Origin of the sequence: Fischerella thermalis PCC 7521, assembly GCF_000317225.1 — a bacterium.
Taxonomy (GTDB): Bacteria; Cyanobacteriota; Cyanobacteriia; order Cyanobacteriales; family Nostocaceae; genus Fischerella; species Fischerella thermalis.
In genome coordinates this window covers 1-22,967 of sequence record NZ_AJLL01000066.1, presented here as the reverse complement: position 1 = coordinate 22,967, position 22,967 = coordinate 1, and the positions used below count along the sequence as shown (strand labels likewise).

Annotated in this window: 24 protein-coding genes; 15 read left to right on the top strand and 9 right to left on the bottom strand. The window is 39.8% G+C overall.

Annotation, left to right across the window (positions count from 1 at the left end; translation table 11 throughout):
* The first annotated feature begins 14 nt into the window (after positions 1–14).
* From nuoH to UYK_RS0114370, 8 genes are all read left to right on the top strand, one after another.
* Complete coding sequence (gene nuoH / locus UYK_RS0114405; protein ID WP_009457058.1) at positions 15–1,133, top strand: NADH-quinone oxidoreductase subunit NuoH; 1,119 nt, start codon at positions 15–17, stop codon at positions 1,131–1,133.
* A gap of 74 nt (positions 1,134–1,207) precedes the next feature.
* Entirely contained in the window at positions 1,208–1,786 is a 579-nt protein-coding gene (ndhI, locus tag UYK_RS0114400) for an NAD(P)H-quinone oxidoreductase subunit I (RefSeq protein WP_009457060.1), read from the top strand.
* Positions 1,787–1,888: 102 nt separating this feature from the next.
* On the top strand, positions 1,889–2,497 hold the full coding sequence (locus tag UYK_RS0114395; protein ID WP_009457062.1) for an NADH-quinone oxidoreductase subunit J: 609 nt from the start codon (positions 1,889–1,891) through the stop codon (positions 2,495–2,497).
* A gap of 80 nt (positions 2,498–2,577) precedes the next feature.
* Complete coding sequence (gene nuoK, locus UYK_RS0114390) at positions 2,578–2,883, top strand: NADH-quinone oxidoreductase subunit NuoK (RefSeq protein ID WP_009457064.1); 306 nt, start codon at positions 2,578–2,580, stop codon at positions 2,881–2,883.
* Between the two features lie 4 nt (positions 2,884–2,887).
* On the top strand, positions 2,888–3,811 hold the full coding sequence (locus UYK_RS0114385; protein ID WP_009457066.1) for an NAD(+) kinase: 924 nt from the start codon (positions 2,888–2,890) through the stop codon (positions 3,809–3,811).
* A 233-nt stretch (positions 3,812–4,044) separates the two neighbouring features.
* Positions 4,045–5,610, top strand: coding sequence for a glycosyltransferase family 39 protein (locus UYK_RS0114380; RefSeq protein WP_009457068.1), 1,566 nt, complete (start codon positions 4,045–4,047; stop codon positions 5,608–5,610).
* A 435-nt stretch (positions 5,611–6,045) separates the two neighbouring features.
* Complete coding sequence (locus UYK_RS0114375) at positions 6,046–6,492, top strand: DM13 domain-containing protein (protein ID WP_026086472.1); 447 nt, start codon at positions 6,046–6,048, stop codon at positions 6,490–6,492.
* A 275-nt stretch (positions 6,493–6,767) separates the two neighbouring features.
* A complete protein-coding gene (locus UYK_RS0114370) occupies positions 6,768–8,750 on the top strand; it encodes an amylo-alpha-1,6-glucosidase (protein ID WP_009457071.1) in 1,983 nt (660 codons plus the stop codon).
* 175 nt (positions 8,751–8,925) lie between these two features.
* Here UYK_RS0114370 and UYK_RS0114360 read toward each other — a convergent pair whose 3' ends face one another.
* The 3 genes from UYK_RS0114360 to UYK_RS0114345 all read right to left on the bottom strand — a co-directional run bounded on the left by UYK_RS0114360 (position 8,926) and on the right by UYK_RS0114345 (position 13,114).
* Positions 8,926–9,123 (bottom strand): hypothetical protein, encoded by a 198-nt coding sequence (locus UYK_RS0114360; RefSeq protein WP_009457073.1) that lies wholly within the window; start codon positions 9,121–9,123, stop codon positions 8,926–8,928.
* 415 nt (positions 9,124–9,538) lie between these two features.
* Positions 9,539–10,939, bottom strand: coding sequence for a beta-barrel domain-containing protein (locus UYK_RS0114350; protein ID WP_009457076.1), 1,401 nt, complete (start codon positions 10,937–10,939; stop codon positions 9,539–9,541).
* A 24-nt stretch (positions 10,940–10,963) separates the two neighbouring features.
* Positions 10,964–13,114 carry a peptidase domain-containing ABC transporter gene (locus UYK_RS0114345; RefSeq protein WP_016871636.1) on the bottom strand — a complete coding sequence of 717 codons (2,151 nt, stop codon included), beginning with the start codon at positions 13,112–13,114 and terminating at the stop codon, positions 10,964–10,966.
* Positions 13,115–13,842: 728 nt separating this feature from the next.
* On the opposite strand from UYK_RS0114345, the gene UYK_RS0114340 reads away from it, so the two are divergent.
* Complete coding sequence (locus UYK_RS0114340) at positions 13,843–14,652, top strand: DNA adenine methylase (protein ID WP_016871635.1); 810 nt, start codon at positions 13,843–13,845, stop codon at positions 14,650–14,652.
* Here the strand turns inward: UYK_RS0114340 and UYK_RS0114335 are convergent.
* A complete protein-coding gene (locus tag UYK_RS0114335) occupies positions 14,632–14,946 on the bottom strand; it encodes a hypothetical protein (protein WP_009457083.1) in 315 nt (104 codons plus the stop codon). The genes UYK_RS0114340 and UYK_RS0114335 overlap by 21 nt on opposite strands.
* A gap of 73 nt (positions 14,947–15,019) precedes the next feature.
* Here UYK_RS0114335 and UYK_RS0114330 point away from each other — a divergent pair, with 73 nt between their 5' ends.
* From UYK_RS0114330 to UYK_RS0114325, 3 genes are read left to right on the top strand one after another with little or no spacing between them, the layout of a single operon-like run.
* A complete protein-coding gene (locus tag UYK_RS0114330) occupies positions 15,020–15,220 on the top strand; it encodes a site-specific integrase (protein ID WP_009457085.1) in 201 nt (66 codons plus the stop codon).
* Between the two features lie 42 nt (positions 15,221–15,262).
* Positions 15,263–15,424: a hypothetical protein gene (locus UYK_RS26175; protein WP_162138643.1), complete on the top strand. Its 162-nt coding sequence runs from the start codon at positions 15,263–15,265 to the stop codon at positions 15,422–15,424.
* Positions 15,425–15,463: 39 nt separating this feature from the next.
* Positions 15,464–15,661 (top strand): tyrosine-type recombinase/integrase, encoded by a 198-nt coding sequence (locus tag UYK_RS0114325; protein WP_009457087.1) that lies wholly within the window; start codon positions 15,464–15,466, stop codon positions 15,659–15,661.
* Positions 15,662–15,733: 72 nt separating this feature from the next.
* Here UYK_RS0114325 and UYK_RS0114320 read toward each other — a convergent pair whose 3' ends face one another.
* From UYK_RS0114320 to UYK_RS26790, 4 genes are all read right to left on the bottom strand, one after another.
* Complete coding sequence (locus UYK_RS0114320; protein WP_009457089.1) at positions 15,734–17,191, bottom strand: protein adenylyltransferase SelO; 1,458 nt, start codon at positions 17,189–17,191, stop codon at positions 15,734–15,736.
* A 101-nt stretch (positions 17,192–17,292) separates the two neighbouring features.
* Entirely contained in the window at positions 17,293–17,862 is a 570-nt protein-coding gene (gene rimJ / locus UYK_RS0114315) for a ribosomal protein S5-alanine N-acetyltransferase (RefSeq protein WP_009457091.1), read from the bottom strand.
* An 11-nt stretch (positions 17,863–17,873) separates the two neighbouring features.
* The gene (locus UYK_RS0114310) at positions 17,874–18,443 is read right to left on the bottom strand and encodes a pentapeptide repeat-containing protein (RefSeq protein ID WP_009457093.1); all 570 of its coding nucleotides are present in this window, start codon (positions 18,441–18,443) and stop codon (positions 17,874–17,876) included.
* A gap of 75 nt (positions 18,444–18,518) precedes the next feature.
* Positions 18,519–18,677 (bottom strand): hypothetical protein, encoded by a 159-nt coding sequence (locus tag UYK_RS26790; protein WP_009457095.1) that lies wholly within the window; start codon positions 18,675–18,677, stop codon positions 18,519–18,521.
* Positions 18,678–19,014: 337 nt separating this feature from the next.
* Between UYK_RS26790 and bioB the strand changes: the two genes are divergently transcribed.
* Positions 19,015–20,007, top strand: coding sequence for a biotin synthase BioB (bioB, locus tag UYK_RS0114300; RefSeq protein WP_009457097.1), 993 nt, complete (start codon positions 19,015–19,017; stop codon positions 20,005–20,007).
* A 296-nt stretch (positions 20,008–20,303) separates the two neighbouring features.
* On the opposite strand, the gene petL is transcribed toward bioB, so the two are convergent.
* Complete coding sequence (petL, locus tag UYK_RS25125) at positions 20,304–20,399, bottom strand: cytochrome b6-f complex subunit PetL (protein WP_009457099.1); 96 nt, start codon at positions 20,397–20,399, stop codon at positions 20,304–20,306.
* Between the two features lie 473 nt (positions 20,400–20,872).
* Between petL and aroB the strand changes: the two genes are divergently transcribed.
* Complete coding sequence (aroB, locus tag UYK_RS0114290; RefSeq protein ID WP_009457101.1) at positions 20,873–21,964, top strand: 3-dehydroquinate synthase; 1,092 nt, start codon at positions 20,873–20,875, stop codon at positions 21,962–21,964.
* Between the two features lie 194 nt (positions 21,965–22,158).
* Positions 22,159–22,281 (top strand): hypothetical protein, encoded by a 123-nt coding sequence (locus tag UYK_RS27575; protein ID WP_257999167.1) that lies wholly within the window; start codon positions 22,159–22,161, stop codon positions 22,279–22,281.
* The last annotated feature ends 686 nt before the right edge of the window (positions 22,282–22,967 follow it).

Here is a 22,967-nt window from a genome sequence, read left to right as displayed (position 1 = left end):
GAAGAGCAACAAACATGAATTCAGGAATTGATCTGCAAGGAACTTTTATTCAATCCCTCACGGAATTGGGAGTGCCAGGAGACTTAGCCAAAGCAATTTGGATGCCACTGCCAATGATCTTAATGATTATTGGTGCGACAGTGGGCGTATTGACCTGCGTTTGGCTAGAGCGGAAAATTTCAGCAGCAGCACAGCAGCGGATTGGCCCTGAATACATCGGCCCTTTGGGTTTGCTGGCCCCTGTCGCAGATGGTCTGAAGCTTGTCTTCAAAGAAGATATAGTGCCAGCAAAATCTGACAGAGTACTATTTACCCTTGGCCCCATCATTGTTGTTTTGCCTGTATTCCTGTCCTACCTGATTGTGCCATTTGGACAGAATATACTCATTACTGATGTCGGGATGGGTGTCTTTTTGTGGATTGCTTTGTCCAGCATTCAGCCCATTGGTCTGTTGATGGCTGGTTATGCGTCCAATAATAAATACTCTCTTTTAGGTGGACTGCGGGCAGCAGCACAATCAATTAGCTACGAAATTCCTTTGGCGCTCGCGGTACTGGCGATCGCGATGATGTCCAACAGCCTTAGCACCGTTGATATTGTTAACCAACAATCTGGCTACGGAATCTTAGGATGGAACATTTGGCGACAGCCAGTCGGCTTCATCATCTTTTGGATAGCAGCCCTCGCTGAATGCGAACGTCTGCCTTTTGACTTACCGGAAGCAGAAGAAGAACTAGTAGCAGGTTATCAAACAGAGTACTCTGGGATGAAATTTGCTCTGTTCTACCTGAGTTCTTACGTAAATCTCGTACTCTCAGCACTCCTAGTATCAGTTTTATACCTGGGTGGTTGGGATTTTCCTATTCCCATTAGCACATTAGCGAGTTGGTTTGGAGTCAGTGAAGCCAATCCGGTGTTGCAAGTTGTCACCGCTTCATTGGGCATCACTATGACCCTACTTAAAGCCTACTTCCTAGTCTTTCTGGCCATCCTACTACGTTGGACTGTACCCCGTGTTCGCATTGACCAACTACTAGACTTGGGATGGAAGTTTTTATTACCAGTCGGTTTAGTAAATTTACTATTAACCGCTGCTTTGAAACTAGCTTTTCCCGTCGCCTTCGGCGGGTAATGGGTAAGAAACTATCACCAATTACCAATTACCCATTACCAATCACCTGTCATCCCTAAGGAGAGAAACACAATATGCTAAAGTTCCTCAAACAAGTTGGTGATTACGCCAAAGAAGCAGTACAAGCCGGACGTTATATTGGTCAGGGACTTGCTGTTACCTTTGACCACATGCAGCGACGTCCAATCACAGTACAGTATCCTTACGAAAAATTAGTTCCTAGCGAAAGGTTTCGCGGTAGGATTCACTTTGAGTTTGATAAGTGTATTGCCTGTGAGGTCTGTGTGCGGGTTTGTCCAATTAACTTACCTGTAGTAGATTGGGAGTTTGACAAAACCAGCAAAAAGAAAAAGCTCAAGCACTACAGTATTGACTTTGGTGTTTGTATCTTTTGCGGTAACTGTGTGGAATATTGCCCCACAAACTGTCTCTCTATGACAGAAGAGTACGAACTTTCCACCTACGATCGCCACGAGTTGAACTACGATAACGTAGCAATGGGTCGTCTTCCCTACAAGGTCACAAATGACCCAATGGTTACTCCACTACGTGAACTAGTTTACCTGCCCAAGGGAGTTATGGACCCCCACGATCTACCAGCTGATGCACCTCGTGCAGGTTCCCGCCCTGAAGAACTTGTAGAAAAAGGGTAATAGGTAATGGGTAATGGGTAATGGGTAATAGCAAATACCAATTGCCAATTACCATTTACCAACTATCATTTACCAATCATTCAGATATCAAAGGACAAAAAAGTGAATCTAGCGGAAGGAGTACAGGTTGTTTCGTTTGGCATACTAGCTGTAATGATGATAGGAGCAGCCCTGGGTGTAGTGCTGTTCTCTAACGTTGTCTATTCAGCCTTTATGCTAGGCGGTGTGTTTGTCAGTATAGCTGGGTTGTACTTATTGCTAAATGCTGATTTTGTAGCAGCAGCGCAATTGTTAATTTATGTTGGCGCAGTGAACGTGCTAATTTTATTTGCCATTATGTTGGTGAATAAGCGGCAGAATTTTGTTCCCTTTCCCACAGCTTGGGTACGTAAAGCCCTAACGGCTGTGGTGAGCCTGGGACTATTTGCGCTATTGAGTGCGATGGTGTTATCAACTCCCTGGTCGTATTCTACTGCTACTCCTGTAGGCAACCCTATAGTTGTTATTGGTCAGCACTTCTTTAGTGACTTTTTACTACCTTTTGAAGTCGCTTCTGTTCTGTTATTGATGGCAATGGTAGGCGCAATTATTTTGGCACGTCGAGAATATCTGCCAGAACAAATCGTCCCATCTGATTTGCCACAAACTGTTTTGACATTGCCAGAACGTCCCAGAGAATTGGTACCTGCTGGTAGCGACAAACAAGAGTGAACAGTTACCAAAAAACCATGATTGCTAACTGATCACTAACAACTAACAACTCAAAAAAGTAGTAGAAGTTACGAAGATTTATGCAACTCCAGTACTTTTTGTTATTAGCAGCAGCTTTGTTCTGTATTGGCATCTATGGTTTGATTACCAGTCGCAATGCTGTGCGAGTGTTAATGTCAATTGAACTGCTGCTGAATGCTGTGAATTTAAACTTGATGGCTTTTTCTAACTTCCTAGACTCAACAGCAATTAAGGGTCAGGTTTTTACTGTGTTTGTCATCACTGTAGCGGCAGCAGAAGCAGCGGTAGGTTTAGCGATCGTACTGGCAATCTATCGCAACCGTGATACTGTCGATATGGAGCAGTTTAATCTCCTCAAATGGTAAAGTTGTGGACCTTAAAAAGGTAATTATTGCTTATAAAGCAAGAGATGCCCAAAGTAAACGTTGGGCAGAAATTTGTGCAAAGCAACTCGAAAATCATCAATGTCAGGTACTAGTGGGGCCAAGCGGACCTAAGGATAATCCTTACCCAGTATTTTTGGCTTCGGCTGGACAACCAATCGACCTGGCATTGATACTCGGTGGTGATGGTACTGTGTTAACCGGTGCTAGGCACCTAGCCCCAGCTGGTGTACCCATTTTAGGAGTAAATGTGGGTGGTCACTTGGGGTTTTTAACTGAGTCTGTGGAAGAATTTCAAGATACAGAAAAAGTTTGGGAAAGACTGTTGGAGGATCGTTATGCTATCCAACGGAGAATGATGGTGCAAGCAGCGGTGTATGAAGGTCATGGTAGCAACTTGGAACCAGTGAGTGAACGCTACTTGGCTTTGAATGAAATGTGTGTCAAGCCTGCTTCTGCCGATCGCATGATTACCTCGATTCTGGAGATGGAAATTGACGGCGAAGTGGTTGATCAGTACGTTGGCGATGGATTAATAGTTGCTACGCCTACAGGTTCCACTGGGTACACCGTTTCTGCCACAGGTCCCATTGTCCATGATGGCATGGAAGCTATTACTATTACTCCCATTTGTCCAATGAGCCTTTCTAATCGCCCTATCGTTTTACCCCCTGGTTCAGTTGTTAGTATCTGGCCATTGGGTGATTACGATTTGAGTACAAAACTGTGGATGGATGGGGTGTTAGCTACTTCGATTTGGCCAGGACATCGCGTTGACGTACGCATGGCTGAGTGTCGTGCCAAGTTTATTATTCTACGGGAAAACAACTCCTATTACCAAACGCTGCGAGAAAAATTATTGTGGGCAGGTACAAGGGTTCGCTACAGCAGTACTAATCATAGTAATTAAACTTCTGGCACAAGTTAAATAAAGGTAAAAATGAAGGGTTAAAGGGGTTATTTTTTAGCTTCTCTTTAACCCTTAGCCTTTTAATATCATGCTTTAGACTTGCGAAATTTTCTTCAGGCTAGATAATTATGAAGTGATCATTCTCAAACAACGAAAAATAATACAAAATTACCTTATCCTGATTGTTTAACTAACTAGATAATTTTAGACAAATTCTGAGAAAAAACATAATTATGCGGCGTCTCATACTTGCTCCCAGGTGGTTGCAGTTTTTTATTGTCGTACTTGTGATATTTGGTATATTTTTTCGCTTCGTTAATCTTGATGGAAAAGTTTATTCGTTAGGGGAAACAGATACTTTATTACGTATTTCTGGTTATACAACTACCCAAGTTACACAACAACTTTTTAATGGTAGGGTAATTAATAAACAAGCTTTTGCAAAGTTTCAAAGTCTCAATCCTGAGAAAAATTTTGGAGATACCATTAAGTCATTAGCAATAGATAATCCACGACATCCACCATTTTATTATCTATTAGCAAGATTTTGGGTACAACTTTTTGGCGACTCGATTACAACAATCAGAAGCTTATCTGCTGTAATTAGTTTATCAGTATTTCCCTGTGCTTATTGGTTGTGTCGAGAATTATTTAAGGTGCCTTTATCACTACCTGGAATAGCGATCGCACTTCTGGCTATCTCTCCCATACAAATTATCTATGCTCAAGAAGCACAGGAATATATTCTATGGGAAGTCACTATATTACTATCTAGTGCTGCTCTGCTGAGAGCTTTGCGGCTAGAATCAACCCAGCTAAAAGAAGAGTCTTATATATTGAATTGGGGAATTTATACATTTACATTAGTTCTTAGTCTATATACATATTTATTAAGTGTTTTTGTAGCTATTGCTCATCTGTTTTATGTAATTGCAATTGCCAAATTTCGCTGGAATCAAACATCTCAAAGATTTTTAATGTCATCATTATTAGGATTTATAGTTTTTTCGCCTTGGATATTGGTCATACTTGCTAACCAATCATCCGTTTTATTTTCTACTGATGCTAAAATTAAAAACTCATCTTTTCCTAATTCAATTGTAAATTGCTTAATACAGACCAATCATATTTTCATTGATTTAAATTTTAATTGGATCAAGCCTTTAATTATAATAGTAGTAACGCCAATATTTTTTACTTTAGTTGGATATGCAATCTATTGCCTTTGGCGTACAACTTATGAAAAAACTTGGTTATTTATCATAAATTTAATTGCCATACCAACAGTACCTCTATTAGTTTCGTGTTGCCAATTAGATTTAATACCCTATTACTTAGGCGTACAAATAGCAGTTGCTTATCTCCTGTCAATCCAGCTATACAATGGCAGTATTTACCGACAAAAAACTTGGCAAATTATCTTAGCATTTTTAATAATATTTGGGCTATTTTCTGATACTTTATATTCTCGTTCTTATACTTGGTGGAGTAAATTTAGTGGTAATAATCACCTAGAAATAGCCAAAATCATTAATCAAACTCCTCGCACACTTTTAATTAGTAATGATGCAGGTAATAATTCTATTAATATACTTTCGCTTAGTTCTTTGATTCAACCAAATGTGAGATTTTTGTTAGTACAAGGTAATAATATTCCAAAATTTTCTAAAAATTACTCTAATATATTTTTATTAAATCCTTCTGATACATTACGCAAAAGAATAGAAAAAAAATATCAAATGAATATTAATATTATTTATCAAAGTGAATATTCTTCTCTATGGAAATTATCAGAATAATGTGATCCAGCAATACAATCTGATTTATAAAATTGGGCGTTGCATAAAATGGGGATGTAGACGCGTAGCGGCTTCCCGCAGGGTATAATGAACCGCCAAGATGCCAAGAATGCCAAGAATTGAGTTTTTCAATTAAAAGAGAAAATAAAATCATCCCGCAAATATGCAACGCCTAAAATTGTAAAGCCCAGATCCCCGACTTCTCCAAGAAGTCGTGTTTCTTTTATCCCGTATTAAAATAACTGAGATCTTGCACTCTTCTTGAGTGCGGAGAAAGACTGTTTCTGTGAGGTTTTTCAATTCATTTTGCTGTAATAATTTATCATTGCTGCTCAAATCATTAGAAATAATAAAAAATCTTAGATGAAATTAAAGTTTTCCGTAATGTCGGCTACTGGATTGGAATTATTAATAAATTTAGGGAATACCATAGCCATGAAATTCAAAATTTTAGCAATTATAAGTATTTTTACTTTATTGACCGTAGGTTGTACAACAGGTGTAAACTCCGACCAACCAGTTAATGAAGCCCAGCCGATAACCAGAACCAACACTCAACCAGGAAGCTTTGTTGCTGGAGAATATCCTACTCAAGGAACTGTTAAAGTTTTAACAGAGAATGGCAAGCGTTATTTAGAATTCAATGGAAATTTCAAAACTAGCAAAGGTCCTGACTTGTTCGTAATTCTGTACCGTGATGATACAGTTCCTACATCTGGTATTCAAGAAAAAGATTATCTCAAAATTTCTCGTTTACAAAAGACGAGTGGGAATCAACGCTACGCTATTCCTAATGATGTAAAGCTTGGAGATTATCAATCTGTGGCAATTTGGTGTCGTCAGTTCAATACAACTTTTGGCTATGCGTCTTTAGCTAGGTGAACTGCTGTTTCGTTAAGTTTGAATTGATGGGTTTGTAGTAAGCGGTTATTACAAACTAATAAGCATCCTGCGTAACAAATTTGATGGAGTACTATTGAGTCATTCGCAGGAAAATCCTATTTTCCTATTCGCTTAATAGTATTGGCTAAATTTTCTACACAATTTGTCACTTTTTTACTCTGTTTTTTCTTAGCAACTCTTAATTAGCTTCTCAGTCTGAGGTAAAAATCACGACGGATAATCAAAATAGCGATTCCATACAGGTATAGGGTGATATGTGCATTGAATTTGGTAGGGAAGTATGTGGCACTCTCGATTTAGCAGAATCACGGGAGTGGTTAGTAACTAATGGTATCGGTGGATACGCATCTGGCACAGTAGCAGGCTTGCTAAACCGTCGCTACCACGGATTACTAGTAGCAGCCCTAAAGCCACCTTTAGGTCGCACCCTGATGTTAGCAAAGCTGGATGAAACTGCTTTGTATGGCGATCGCATTTATCCTTTACATACAAATCGTTGGGCTGACGAAATCGTCAGTCCTAACGGCTACCTACACATAGAACGTTTTGCTTTGGAAGGCACTATTCCTGTGTGGCATTTTGCCTGTGCGGATGCGCTATTAGAAAAGCGAATTTGGATGCAGCAGGGTGCAAACACTACCTATGTCCGATATGTCTTACGCCGTGCTTCTATGCCGTTACAACTAACGCTGAAAGCATTAGTCAACTACCGCGATTATCATGGCAGTACCCAAAGCAACGGCTGGCAAATGAGTGTTGAACCAGTTCCCCAAGGAATTTGTGTGACAGCCTTTCCCACTGCTGTACCGCTTTATTTACTGTGTGACAATGCTAGCGCTGTTCCTGCACATAATTGGTATTATGGATTTCACTTAGCAGTAGAACGCTACCGAGGATTGAGTGACAAAGAAGACCATTTACACGCTGCTACTTTCCAAATTACTCTCAATGCTGGTGAATCTCTAACCTTTGTTGCTAGCACAGACAAGCAACCAGATCTACATGGCGAAACAACCCTTAGACTCCGCCATACCCAAGAGCAAAAGTTAATTAGTCTTTGGAAAACTAACCGCCCTTCCCACGCCAAAGAAACCCCAGCTTGGGTGAACCATCTGGTTTTGGCTGCTGACCAATTTATTGTGGATCGTTCCTGGTCAGATGAAATTCATGGCAAAACGATCATCGCAGGCTATCACTGGTTTGGTGACTGGGGACGGGATACGATGATTAGCTTACCAGGACTGACCCTGGCTACAGGTCGCCCCGAAATTGCCCGTTCTATTCTCCGAACTTTTGCTAAATATGTAAATCAGGGAATGCTGCCAAATCGTTTTCCTGATACAGGCGAAATACCGGAATACAATACCGTTGATGCTACTCTTTGGTATTTTCATGCTTTACAGGCTTACTACAACGTTACAGAAGATGATGATCTTTTAGAAGAACTATTTCCCATCCTGGCAGATATCATCGACTGGCACTGTCGCGGCACTCGCTACAATATCCATTTAGATGCAGCAGATGGGCTGCTTTACGCTGGCGAAGCGGGAATGCAGCTGACTTGGATGGACGCTAAAATCGGGGACTGGGTAGTCACGCCCCGGATTGGTAAACCGATTGAAGTCAATGCCCTCTGGTATAATGCCTTGAGGACAATGGCTAACTTTGCTCGCCATATTGGTAAACCTCACCGAGAATATGAGGCGATCGCTGAACGAACTTTGGTCAGATTCTCACGCTTCTGGAATCAAGAAACAGGTTACTGTTACGATGTCCTCGATGGGCCTGATGGTGATGATCCGTCCCTACGCCCCAACCAAATTTTTGCTGTTTGTTTACCTGAAAGTCCTCTGAACTCAACCCAACAAAAAGGTGTAGTAGATGCTTGCGCCCAGAATTTGTTAACTTCCCATGGATTGCGATCGCGATCCTGTGATCATTCGCAATATAGGGGACATTATGGAGGTGATCAGCTGCAACGAGATAGCGCTTATCATCAAGGGACAGTGTGGGGATGGTTAATTGGCCCCTTTGTACAGGCACATCTGCGAGTTTACAAAGACCCTGCCCAAGCACGGCAATTTCTGGAACCAATGGCCAATCACCTGCACGCCCACGGTCTTGGTAGTCTCAGCGAAATCTTTGATGGTGATCCCCCGATGACGGCGCGGGGTTGCATTGCTCAGGCTTGGACAGTGGCGGAAGTACTACGGGCTTGGTTAGCAACTGAAGTGTGAACATACTGTTAGTTGTTTGGCGATCAGCAAAAACGCTCTGGTGCGATCGCTGAAATTAAAAAAACGCCAGTAGAAGAAACTTCTCTGGCGGAAAACCAAGCAACAAAATAAATTTTTGTGTGCTTAAATGTTTGGAAAATTTAAGCATGTTTGTTTTACTTATCCAGTAACTATTTCAGATTTTCAATGTTATAAAATCTGCTGTAAACTCTATTTTTGCAAATTTGAAATCAACTTTATACTCGTCAAGTGATAATTCAGTAACACCTCCACATACTTTCTCTGTTTCGCTATCTGTTAATTCTTCAAAAAGTTGGATGCTTTCAAGTTTTTGTGGTGTCTGAGTATTTAATTTTTGCTTTACTTTCTGCATTTTTCCCTCCAAGAAAAATTGTTTTCTGACTCAATAATTCTATAAAAAATTTTTTTTGTAAATTTAAATGCTACTTTCATGCAATAACAAACTATCAAATCAGCAAAATAATAACGATAATATAAATCAATGAAGAGCCTGACACTAATAGTTATATCATGTCCGTTTAAAGACTTATCATATCTGTGAAGGCCGGTAATTGGTAATGGGTAATGGAAAAAATCAATGCTCAATGCCCAGCTGCATCAGAATAATATCGTAAGTAATTAGCCGGACTTGATGTTAGTAGTAACCCAAAATATTGATTGTGATGGTCTGCTAGATCCCCGGCTTTTTGAAAAAGTCGGGGATCTGTCCCCTCCCAACCCCTCAGAACAGCTACGTATTGTGTACTGAACTTGATGGTAAAAAATACTTATAAATCAGTAACTAACCTAGCTTTTCTCAGCATAAATTGCAGTAGAGTCTCTTCTCTAGAAATAATGTCAGCTTTTGCCTGCATTCCTGATTGAATCTGACACTGGCGTTCACCATTGCCAAATGTTAGACTTTGAGGCTGAATCGTCGCTTCAAAGTAGCTAGCAGCTCCTGATTTTGCTGCATCTATATTGTTGTTTACAGGTGTAATTGCGTCTGGAGAAACACCTACAACAACGCCTTTGAGAGTCCCATAATCAGGATAAGGACAGGTATCTATTCGCAATTGTACTTTATGACCAATAGCGACTTTTTTGATCTCTTGGGTAGGAATGATTGCTTTAATAACAACAGGAGTATTACTCGGAGCGATTTCAGCGATCGCTTCGCTAACTCGCAGCACTTGACCAGGGTTTCGCAAATTGAGTTTGAGAATGATACCATCACTAGTTGCACGCACAATTGTATCTTGTAGTTGATTGGCAACTTGCTGGAGTTCTTTTTGAGATTGTCCGAGTTGCTTTTGTATTGCAACTCGACGCTGAATTAAGGCTTGTTTTTCTTTTTTTAAAGCAGCGATAGTTGCTTTACCTCTAGCAGTTTCTTGGGTAATGCGCTCTTGAGCGATCGCTACTATAGCAGTGGTAGGGTTAACAGCAGCTTTAGCTGATCGCACTTGAGCTTGGGCGATCTCAACAGCTTTTTTTTCAGCTGCAAGCATGGCTTTAGTTTGCTTCACAACTAGCTTTTTCTGCTCAAGTTCCCGGTTTCCAATTGCACCAATTTCTGCTAATTTCTGATAGCGATCGCGATCCATCTCTGCAAAACTTAAATTAGCTTCAGCTTTTTGCAAGTTTGCTTTGGCTTTTTGCAAATTTGCTTGAGCTGCAAGTAATTCGCTGTTGGTGGTAATTTGCCGATATTGATATTCCCATTGATTACGCTCTAATTCTGCTTTAGCAGAAGCTACTGTTCCCTGTGCAACTCTGGCTTCAGCAAGCATCTGGGACTCTAAAGCTTTAATCTGAGCATCAATTTGCGCGATTTGTAACTTATCCTGTTGGATATTACCTTGTAACTGGCTATTTTTGATTTGCAATTGTTGATCTTCCAGATAAGCGATCGCCTCTCCCTGTTTGACAAATTGATTTTCTTTAACCAAAATACTTTTAACAGTCCCTTCAATTCTCGATTGTACTAGCCTATTTTCTCCTGTAGGACGCACAAAGGCATTAGCTTTTATCGTTACATTGTATTTAATCCATGAACAGAGACTAATACTAGCGACAATACTCCCGATCAAAAAAATCCCTCCTAAGGATATCCAGCGACTAACAGGGGGAAGAAAATCTTCACTTTGCATTGATGGCAGAAGTTTTTGATTGTGGGTGTAGAGCATAATTCCCTGAATAAGTGTGAATAATTAAGGATTTAAAAATTTCAAATGTTCCCCAGATTGGTAACGCAATTGCACCAGAGAACCTTGAATTTTTAACTTGCCTTGATCTAGCAATACAATCCAGTCAGCACGATTAATTACCTGGGGACGGTGGCTAATCAAAATCGTGGTTTTACCATGACGATGCTTCAGTAAACGATCTAAAACTCGCGCCTCACTCACTGGATCTAGTCCGCTAGTCGATTCATCCAAAATTAACACTGGTGGATCTGTAACAATGGCTCTTGCTATTGCTAAGCGTTGGCGTTGTCCACCAGAAAGATTTGCTCCAAACTCACCCAAAATAGTTTGATATTTGTTAGGAAGTTTACTAATAAAATCATCTGCTTCTGTAACTTGAGAAGCTCTGACAATTTGCTCAAATGTCAGGTAAGGCGCTCCTAAACGAAAGTTTTCAATAATAGAGCGATTCCAAAAGTGAGCATCTTGGGGAACTAAAATTACCTGCTGACGAAGACAATCTAAACAGAGGTCTTCTAGATTGTAAATTCCCAGGCGGATATTGCCAGACTTGATTGAATATAGACCAGCAATTATTTTAGCTAGAGTGCTTTTACCACAACCAGATTTACCAATAATGGCGATATTTTTTCCACCAGGTATTGTTAAAGAAAAATCTTCAAGCAGTTCAAGCTGACCTGGGTAGTGAAAACTGATATTACTACAAGTAATGTCAGCATCTCCAGAAATTGTAGCGAACTGCTTTGTTTCATCACCTTGATTTTCTGGAGTAGTATCTATCACTTCTGTAAGGCGCTGTGTGGCTGTTTTTACTCTAGTGAATTCATCTACGAAAGTAATTAAAGTAGCAATTAAATTTATGAAATTGCCATTCATAGAGTTAAATGCAAGTAGTTGCCCAATACTGAGGTTCTCATCCGGATTAATCACTAAATTTCCGCCAAACCAAAGCAGAACAACACTACCAATTCCAGAAACTAAATTGGAGAATATATTATTGTTAATACTAATTTGTATTGTGCTTAATTTTAGGGTAGAAATTCGCCCAAATCGACTTTGTAATTCATCTAAAAATTGCGGTAATGCTGTAGTATTTTTGAGAGTAATAGCACCTTTAAATGTTTCTACTAAAACACCTTGTACTTCAGATTCTGTAACTAAAACTTCACGAGTTTTTTGCTGCAAGCTGGGCTGAAATATTACTGTAGATATTACCATTAATATAGAAATAACAAGAGCTAAAATCGTCAGTTTATGACTATAAAAAGCCATAAATCCTAAAGAAATTATGGCAACAAAAAGCTTATTAGGTAGAATAACGACAACTTGAGAAACTAACTGATTAATCTGGTGAATATCTTGTAGACGACTGACAATTTCTCCACTGCGATGAGTTTCATAGTACGAGAGTGGTAATTGCAGAATTTGACGCCCAAATTCTATAACTAACCCTAATTGCAGACGTTGGGCAAAGTGAGCAATTAAGTTAGACTGTACCCAAGATAAACTACTAGAAATAACATTCATGACTACCACAGCGATCGCTATAGTAGTAAGGAGTTTTGTATCACCCCTAACTAGCACATCATCAGTGAGAATTTGTAACAGAAAAGGAGAAGCTAAAGCTAACAATCCCAACAGACAGTTAAGAGGTAATGCTTGAGCTAGAATTCCCCGAAAATTCCAGATGCGCTTGAAGAAACCCCAAAAGCTACCGATGCGATGGTTCTCTTGGGCATAAAACCTAATTGGATCTGGCTCCAGTAAAAGCATTAACCAATCTGCCCAACCTTCTGCTAAATCTTGTGGAGATAGATATCGCAGCCCTACAGCAGGATCGGCAACTACACATTTTTTGCCTTTCTTACCATATAAAACTACCCAGTGATGACCTTTCCAATGAATAATTGCTGGTAGGGGTGCTTCATTGATTCGCTTTAAAACTTCTGGTGATGTTTTAACAGGACGAGCATTAAAACCAAGTCTTTCAGCTCCTCGTTTCAGTCCCAACAAAGTTGTTCCAAATTGCCCAGTACCTACGACTTCACGAATCTGGTTTAGAGTAAAGTTACGTCCATAATATTTCGTAATCGAAGCAAGACAAGCTGCGCCACAATCTTCTTTACTATGTTGTAAGACATGAGCATATTTCATAAAGTTAAAATGCTATTTAAATTTACTTTAAAAATAATGCAAATTAATCATTACATACCGATTACTAACAAGTAATTATCAGTTTGATGTGAAAAAATGAAATGTTGATGTAAGATATACTTTTTTATTGTTGAATATTGATGCTTAGAACCTTATGAATTAATTTACCTCCTATCTAATATTCAATTGCTTCTGTTTTGATTTTTCGATATATTGTTTACATCTACAAAATATCTGGAATCTGTTATTTGTCAAGCCTATATGCAACCTGGGCAATGCTCAAGCAAATCTTTCCATCATTCGCGCGTTTCAAACTTAGAGTTGGCGATGACAACATTATTGGCGTTACTGAATCAAGATATGAATTTACAATTCACGGGTATGACCAGACGTAGACCAGACTTTGTAGAGACGTAGCATTGCTACGTCTCTACAAAAATGTATACATAATTCATGAGCAAATTCAGCAACACCTAATTTGGAGTAGAAATAATTGTTGTTCCTCCAGCTTGGACAAGTCAAACAGGCATCTCCAGGAATTTTGGAGCAAGTGTCTTTTTTAGACTTCAATCCAAACAATTCCAGCGCAAGAAGAATTGAACGAGTTTCTTAGGATCAAAGAAGTTATCTTTAGCGAAAGAGAAAGCAGCATTGTTAAAAAACTGTTACTAGAATCTCAACGGAACGAAAACATAAAAATTGAAATTAGAGCAAATCACTAAACAATCATGCCTAAAGTTAAAAGTCCGCTTCGTTATCCAGGTGGAAAATCAAAAGCTCTTGATAAGATACTTCCTCATATTCCGTTAAATATTGGGGAGTATAGAGAGCCTTTTGTAGGTGGTGGATCTGTTTTTCTTGCGGTTAAACAACTATTTGGTAATCGAATAAAGCGATACTGGATCAATGACTTAAATTTCGATCTATATTGTTTTTGGTTATATGCCAAGACTGAAATTGAATCTCTTACGGATGAAGTAGACAGAATCAAACAAAAATACACAGATGGTAGGGAATTGTTTAATTATTTCACTCGCGAAGATCTTAAACTTAACGATTTTCAGAGAGCGGTACGTTTTTTTGTTTTAAACCGAATTACTTTTTCGGGCACTGTAGATTCAGGTGGTTATTCTCAACAAGCCTTTGAACGGAGGTTTACAGACTCATCGCTCGACCGACTACGCAACCTCTCTGCTTATTTGTCGTCTGTTCATATTACTAATGGTGACTACGAAAATCTGCTATTTCAAGAGGGAGAAAATGTTTTTATTTTCCTTGATCCACCTTATTTAAGTGCTACAAAATCAAAACTCTACGGTTTGAAAGGAAATTTGCATACTGCTTTTGATCACGAGCGATTTGCTAAAAATATGCGTAAGTGTCCGCACAAATGGCTAATCACTTATGATGACTCCCAAGAAATTAGGGAACTGTTTAGCTTTGCAAATATTACTGAATGGACGCTTCAGTACGGCATGAACAATTACAAACAGGGATGTGCTGCTCAGGGTCAAGAGCTACTGATTCAAAACTACTGACACAGGATTTTCGCTTTCTGCTATGCAGTCTAACGGTGAAGGCGACTTGGGTTCACCCTCAAACTCCATTTTGGAACGGTAAAAACATACGTCAAGTTCCATAAAAAAGTTGGTTTGTCCCAGAATCAGCGGCACATTCGGGCTTTTAGTCCAGGAAAAGTCCAGTTGAACTGGAGCGATATCTCCAACTTGAACCATCGCAGACGATGGTGCGGCTGGTTGGTTGCCCAAATTTCCTGCCAGTTGAATGATGGCTTTGCTGTCGTCCCAGGTAGCCCCAAGCTGTAGACCCATTTCATGGGGTATAACGTTGACAGTTGCGCCGCTGTCAACCAGACTAAAGGCTTCAATTGAAAGTCGGGTGACTATGTTACCTGAAAGTATTACCGAAGAACTCAAAGTTCATTTACAAAGTGTAAAAATTTTACATCAACAAGATTTACAAAAAGGTTATGGTTCGGTTTATTTGCCTTTTGCATTAGAGAGAAAATATCCGAGAGCAAAGTATGATTGGATTTGGCAATTTGTTTTCCCTTCTGGTAGCATTTCCAAAGACCCCCGTAGCTAGGAAGTGCGTCGCCATCATTTACATGAAAGTAGAGACGTAGCATTGCTACGTCTACAGTTTGCTACGTCTACAGTTTGCTACGTCTACAGTTTGCTACGTCTACAGTTTGCTACGTCTACAGTTTGCTACGTCTACAGTTTGCTACGTCTACAGTTTGCTACGTCTACAATTTGCTACGTCTACAGTTTGCTACGTCTACAATGATTTGGCATCGAACTACAAAAATGTATGCACACATAATTCATGACCAAATTCAGCAACGCCCAAAAAAAGGTGGGTTGTCATAGGTTTCGCCACAGTTTTGCTACTCATCTACTGCAAAATGGTTATGATATCCGCACGGTACAGGAATTACTGGGGCACAAGCATGTAAAAATGACAATGATTTATACCCATGTTCTTAACCGTGGTGGTAAGGCTGTTCGTAGTCCCCTTGATTAAGTAGAGTTTTGTATTTAATATGGATTAATAGCGTTTGAGATGTACCTACCCTGATTTAAAAGTATCTATAAATTAAGTTTGAGATTGAATTTGATTCAGTAATTCATAAAAAGGTTGCCAATTGTCTGCTTGAGTAATTGGTTCCCAGATTGATTCAATCACAGGTCTTAAAATCACAACTTGAGGATTATAACGAACCAGAGTCTGAGATACTTTTTCTATTTCATCTGGCGTCAAATTCGTTAAAATTCTATGGTATATCCCTGACCAATTTAAAAATAATTCGGATCTGCCTAAGGATTGTCCAATTTCTGAGTTGCTGAGAATCACACTTGCATCATCTCTCCATTTGCTAGAAAAGCAAGAAGCCATATCTGCAAAAAAGTGATGATAACTAACTGGATAATGCTTTAAAAATTCAATAGTTGCTTTTAAAATTTCTTCAGCTTCTGGCTCAGACAGTTTTTCAAAACCTAATTTTTTCAACATGAAACAACGATATTCAGCTAAATAATAATCATCAAATTGTGCTAACCCAGCTTCCATATCTGTTTGAGGAATCACAGCTTTTAATGCTTGCTGGAGTGCTTCAAGGTTCCATTTACAAATCTCTGGTTGATTAATGTAACAATAGCGTTTGTAATAGTCAAAGTATGCCGCAGTGAAAAAAGGGTCGTAATTAGGAATAAAAGCATAGGGACCGTAATCAAAACTCTCCCCTGTAATTGACATGTTGTCAGTATTTAGGACTGCATGACAGAAACCAACCGCCATCCACTGTGCTACTAATTCTGCTGTCCGTTGAACTAATTCTGCATAAAATAAAGCATACTTATCTTGTTTCTCGTCTAAATGTTGATAGTATTCTTTAATTACATGATCTAATAGCTTTTTGCTCAAATCTGGACGGCGGAAATAGTGTAACCGTTCAAAAGTACCAAAGCGAATGTGTGATTTGCTCATCCGTACCATTACGGAAGAACGAGTAGGAGAAGGTTCATCACCCCGCCACAAGGATAAACCTGTTTCAATCATGCTGAGACAGCGGGAAGTACGTACACCCATTCTGTGTAACATTTCCGCTGCCAAAACTTCACGAACACCCCCTTTTAATGTCAGCATTCCATCACCACCACGGGAATAGGGTGTTCTACCAGAACCTTTTGTACCGAAATCGTAAAGTTCACCATCAATACCACGCACTTGTCCGTAGAGAAAACCTCTACCATCCCCTAATTGGGGATTGTATTCACCAAATTGGTAACCGTGGTATCGCAATGCTAATAAAGGCTTGCGTCCTGCAAATTTGCCAAAAGCAATGATGAAGTCTTCGTCTGTGACTGCTTGTGGATTTAACCCCAGCTTTGGTAACAATGCGTCATTGCGCCACCTTAGAATGTGTTGAGGAAATTCCGCAGCTGCAACTTCGTCGTAATAATCATCGCCTAAGGATTCTAAGGCGGGTTCGTATTTAAGACTGAGAAAAGGATTTTTAGAATTAGTATTATGGGGAGTTTCAGCCAGAGTCATTATGAGTACAAGTTAGTTTACCTTCTCTCGATCATAGTCGGAGATGGGGGAGTGTGAGACAAGAAAAGGGAAGGAGGACAAATGACGATTGATAATTGACATTATCTAGCTTGCCAATTAGGATTAGTCAAACTTGTCAAAATATGATCTTGCCATTGCCCATCAATCAATAAGTAATTACGGGCGTATCCTTCTACGACAAATCCTAATCTTTTTAATAAATTCCCACTACGCTGATTATGAGGCATATAATTTGCCATAACGCGGTGCATATTCAGTTCTTTAAATATATATGCGATCGCAGCTTGCAAGGCTTCTGTCATATAACCCTTACCTTGTTCAGCTTCTGCAAGACCGTAGCCAAGGTTGCAGTATTGCGCTACTCCTCGGACAAAGTTACTAAAATTAATAGTTCCAATGATTTTTCTAGGGTTATCTCTTAAAAAGAGAAATAATCTTAAAGACAAATCATTCCTAAATTCATGCAAATTTAATTCTAGCTGTAACTGCCAATACTCTTCTGTGAAAAAACTGTCAGCCCAACGAGGATAAAAAGGAGTAAAATAGGTTTTATTTTCAGTAAAATACTGGATAATTTCAGGTATATCCTCTTGGCTAGCCATACGTAATAAAAGGCGTTGAGTGATAATTAAAGGTAGTTCAATTTCCATAATTTTTATAATCAACGCGATCTAGCTGAAAAACATTCTCTGCTGTTTAATACTTCTTTCATCCTAGCTGTGATTGGTGCAAAACCTTGATTAAATGAGGTCAAGTTGTTGTAACAGGCGTGTTTTAAAATAGCATTTTCTAAATTAGCCCCTCTTAAATCAGTACCACGTAAATCTGCTCCAGTTAAATCAGCACCTTGGAAATTGGCATATCTCAAATCTAAGTTTTGGAGTTTAGCATTTGTAAGAAATGCTCCAAAAAATAATGGTAATTGTTTTTTGGATGAGGTTTTCAGTAAATTGATATCATACAAAAACATGACCACATAACGCCTGCTTTCTAGGTCTAACTCTTGTAATGTTGCCTGAGTCATAGCTCGAATTATTGCTGATTTTTCTGGCTTTGTTTGCGAATTATCTGTTAAAACTATGTTCCCAATTGTTTTAATGTAATCAGATAAAATAACATGATATTGGTAATCAACTGTTGATTCAGTTTTTGTATAAAATTGTTTAATTAAAGATGTTTGCTGATTTAAAGTATTGCTGAGATTGCCAAGAATCAGCAACAGCCCTAACACTAATAGAATTAATGTTGTCAGGATTGCCCCTGATACCTCTTTTGGAAATTTGATAGACGTAGCATTGCTACGTCTCTACAAAAATGTATGCACACATAATTCATGACCAAATTCAGCAACGCCGATGCTAAATTTTAATGTTTCGACAGTTCTATCAATATAACTACTTAAGGTAGAAGATGTGGTGGCAGAAACTTCATGTACTTTAACAATTTTATTAGCTTCTTTACTCATTGACTTAGTTAGTAAAATAAAATGTGGTTTAGTTTACAAAATTTGAGGTAAGAGTTGCTCTTCTTGTTAATTTAGCAGTGAAACTAAAAAAAGCAACTTCAAATTTCAGCTTTGATTACTTGCCTAGAAACAAAGATTTAATGCCAAGAACAATGAAATTATTCACTAGTTGATATCAACATCAAATTTATTGTTACAATTATCATGGGATGTAGCTCAATTCTTGATAACCTGATTTCTGAGCCAAAATCACAGATGCGATCGCTTAACGCCAAAAACACAGTGTCTGACGTAACCTAAATAAATCAGCAAATTGATCAAGAAGGTAGGCAAAGCCGTGGGAATACGCTACGATTGGCAAAAAGAAGAAATCCGGGCAATATACGATACACCCTTTTTAGAGCTGATTTACCAAGCAGCTAGTGTGCATCGCCAATATCACAACCCCAAACAAATTCAAGTTTGTAAGCTAATCTCTATTAAAACAGGAGCTTGTCCTGAAGATTGTAGCTACTGCGCCCAATCTTCTCGTTATAAAACAGAAGTTAAGCCACAAGCACTTCTAGACAAAGAAACAGTGGTTAACATCGCCCAGCAAGCAAAAAATAGCGGCGTCAGTCGCGTTTGCATGGGCGCAGCTTGGCGGGAAGTGCGGGATAATTCCCAATTTGACCAAGTATTAGATATGGTCAAGGAAGTAACAGCATTAGGACTAGAAGTATGCTGCACTCTGGGAATGCTGACAGAGAACCAAGCCAAGCGATTAGAAGCAGCAGGACTTTACGCCTACAATCATAACCTAGATACATCGCCAGAATACTATAGCACTATTATCACAACTAGAACTTATAGCGATCGCCTAAATACAATTAACAATGTCCGCCAAACTAACGTCACTGTTTGCTCAGGTGGTATTCTTGGCTTGGGCGAAACTGTGGAAGACCGCGTTTCCATGCTACACACTCTGGCAAACTTAGATCCCCATCCAGAATCTGTACCAATTAACATTCTTTCCAAAGTTCAAGGCACACCCCTAGAAAATCAACCAGATGTCCCCATCTGGGATGTTGTGCGGATGATAGCCACTGCACGTTTAATTATGCCAGCTTCTGACGTGCGCTTGAGTGCAGGCAGAGCAAAACTTTCTCAAGTTGAACAGGCTTTATGCTTTCTAGCAGGGGCTAATTCTATCTTTTCCAGCGATGATGGACATATGTTGACCGTTACCACTCCTTGTCCTGGGTATGACGCAGACCAAGAAATGCTAAATTTGCTTGGTTTAGAAATGCGTCCGCCGTTTGTGAGTCAACAGAAGGTCGCGGCTTTGTAGAGAGATGGGGTGATGGGGTGATGGGGTGATGGGGAGGTGGGAAGGTGGGGTGAACATAAGTTTTTCCCACTCCTCACACTTCTCACACTTCTCATAATCCACCCTGCGGGAAGCCCTCCAGGGGTCTACGGGGGTCGCATACCCTTACCTTAAGCACTGTTGCGTCTACGTGACGGAAACCGGAGTCACTGCGGTGGACTCTTTCCCCGGCATAAAGCAGGTGGCGTCCAAGACTGTGACCCCCTTACCGCTACCGCGTCTACACACTCCTCACACCCCCCACACTCCCCTATCTTTTAAAGAATCTTCGCGGCACGCAGACCAAAAAGTAAACCGACAGCAATGCCAAAAAAGATAGCCAAGAAAACGACATAAGATACTACAGCTAACATTACGTTTCTCCACAATTGTTTACTCTGTAAGTCTATTGAATCATTTGTTAGTCGTGAGTGGTTGAAAATAGGGCGAGGGAATAGTTAACAGTAAAAGTAGGGTATTGACCGTAATTTATAACTCAGGTTGTGTAGAGATAAATAGATATAAGCGAAAGGTAGTCCTACGTGTTACTATCATGGTTGATATATTAACACTCACCTGAAGTGAGTCTCACCTGATGTTTTGAAGAAATATATCAAGCAACAAGATTCTCTGCGTAGCTAACTATACCCAGCCCTTGCTTTCATCTTCCAGTGCAGTGAAACGGAACTGGGGAATTCCCGCAAGGCAAGTTAAAACTTTGTTTTTTTTCGGAATTTCCATATGCTTGCTGCTATTCTGGGAGTTTAGTTATAATCGCCAGCTATACAGTGAAGCGGGTGCTGCATTGCGGTAGAATATCCGACACGCGCTTGCAAAGGGGTTGGTGATGGCTTCCGTAATTAAAGTAAATCTACCGCAGCAGTTTTATGATATTGCGATCGCACCAGGTAGCCTAGATCAATTAGGCGAATACATGACTAGTTTGCACTTAGGTAAAAAAGTCCTGCTAGTTTCTAACCCGGTTATCTTTCAATTGTATGGAGAAAGAGCGATCGCATCGCTAAAAGCTGCCAGTTTTGAAGTAGCAAGCTACATCCTGCCTGATGGCGAACACTATAAAACTTTAGCTTCAATAGAAAATTTATACAACACAGCCCTGGAAAATCGCTTAGAACGCTCCGCCACTATGGTAGCTTTGGGAGGCGGTGTCATTGGTGATATGACAGGTTTTGCGGCGGCGACTTGGCTAAGAGGTATTAATTTTATACAAGTGCCTACAACCCTCTTGGCAATGATAGATGCAGCCATCGGTGGGAAAACAGGCGTCAATCATCCCCAAGGCAAAAACTTGATAGGGGCATTCCATCAACCACGATTAGTATTAATTGACCCCGATGTGTTACAAACACTACCTACACGCGAGTTTCGCGCAGGTATGGCAGAAGTCATCAAGTATGGTGTAATTTGGGACGCCCAACTGTTTGCCGAGTTAGAAGCGAGTCAGTGTTTGGATGAGATGGGATACATTCACTCAGAATTAATAGACTCTATATTAACTCGTTCCTGTCAAGCCAAAGCCGATGTCGTCAGTAAAGATGAAAAAGAAGCCGGACTACGGGCGATCCTCAACTACGGACACACCATCGGTCATGCAGTAGAAAGCTTAACTGGTTATACACAAGTACTGCATGGTGAAGCAGTTGCCATTGGCATGGTAGCAGCAGGGCAAATAGCTGTGGAGTTAGGGATGTGGACGCAACAAGAGACACAACGGCAAGATGCCTTAATAGAAAAAGCAGGTTTACCAACTAAATTACCTGCGGGGTTGGATATTGAAGCGATTATTGAAGCATTGCAGATTGATAAAAAAGTGAAAGCGGGTAAAGTCAGGTTTGTATTACCAACCCAAATTGGTGCAGTGACAGTCACAGATCAAGTACCAGCAGATATTATCCGACAGGTATTGGTACGAATGTAGGGAGTATCCCAAAAAGGGGACAAGGGGGACAAGGAAGACAAGGGGGAGAATTTGTATCAAAAATTTTGTGAAATGGTGTGATTATGCTATAGTTACACTCTCATAATGCTAGCAAAAGCACCGTATAAATTCCTGCACCCAATGCAAAAGCCCAAAAACGACTTTTTCGCTCTTCTGGAAGCTTTTCCTTGAGGATGTTAAGTATTACTCCACCTGCAAGAAAGGTAAATGAAAGTGCGATCGCGGCTTTGGAAACTTCGCTTCTCAGCCCTATTGCTCATCCTATGCTAACTATAGCCAAATACTACAAGGGGTAACTTCCAGAAAGCGCAACTTCCCTGAAAATATATGGACTAGTGCCAGAGCGATCGCGCAATTTCCACTCAGAAACACTAAGGTAGGATTAGACGGCGATTCCACAATTTCCAGTCAGAAATTAACGTAGAATATTCATAGACAAAGAGAATAAAACTAGTTTTTTACTAGCTAATTTGACAAATGTTGCCCTACTGGCACGTCTCCCTACAAGTGGTTTTTAGCCAGAGACTCTATCTACTGCTTTTGTGACAAATAATTGCCAAAATATTTCTCTCCCCTATTCTCTAAAAATCAGGAATTTAACAATCCCAAAATCAAAAATAGGGATCGCTCTCTACAAATTCTTCCGGATGCATTCATTAATAAGACGGATAAAGAAATGGTAGATGCACCCGAGTTTGTAGCCTTCAGCCTCTGGCTGGGGGCTTTATTATAGCACGGTTAAACATATCAAAACTTCTGCCTTGGTACGGATTGAAAATTTTGGAACTTTGTTCATTTTTACCGGATGCTGTTGTTAGCATCATGGATATAGAAGAGGTAGATGCAACCTAATTGCTGCCCTCAGTCCTGTACTGAGGGTTTTTTGTAAAATTCCTAGTTTGCAATTAAAAAATCAATTACCGATTTTTTGGCGTTGCTGAATTTGGTCATGAATTATGTGTGCATACATTTTTGTAGAGAC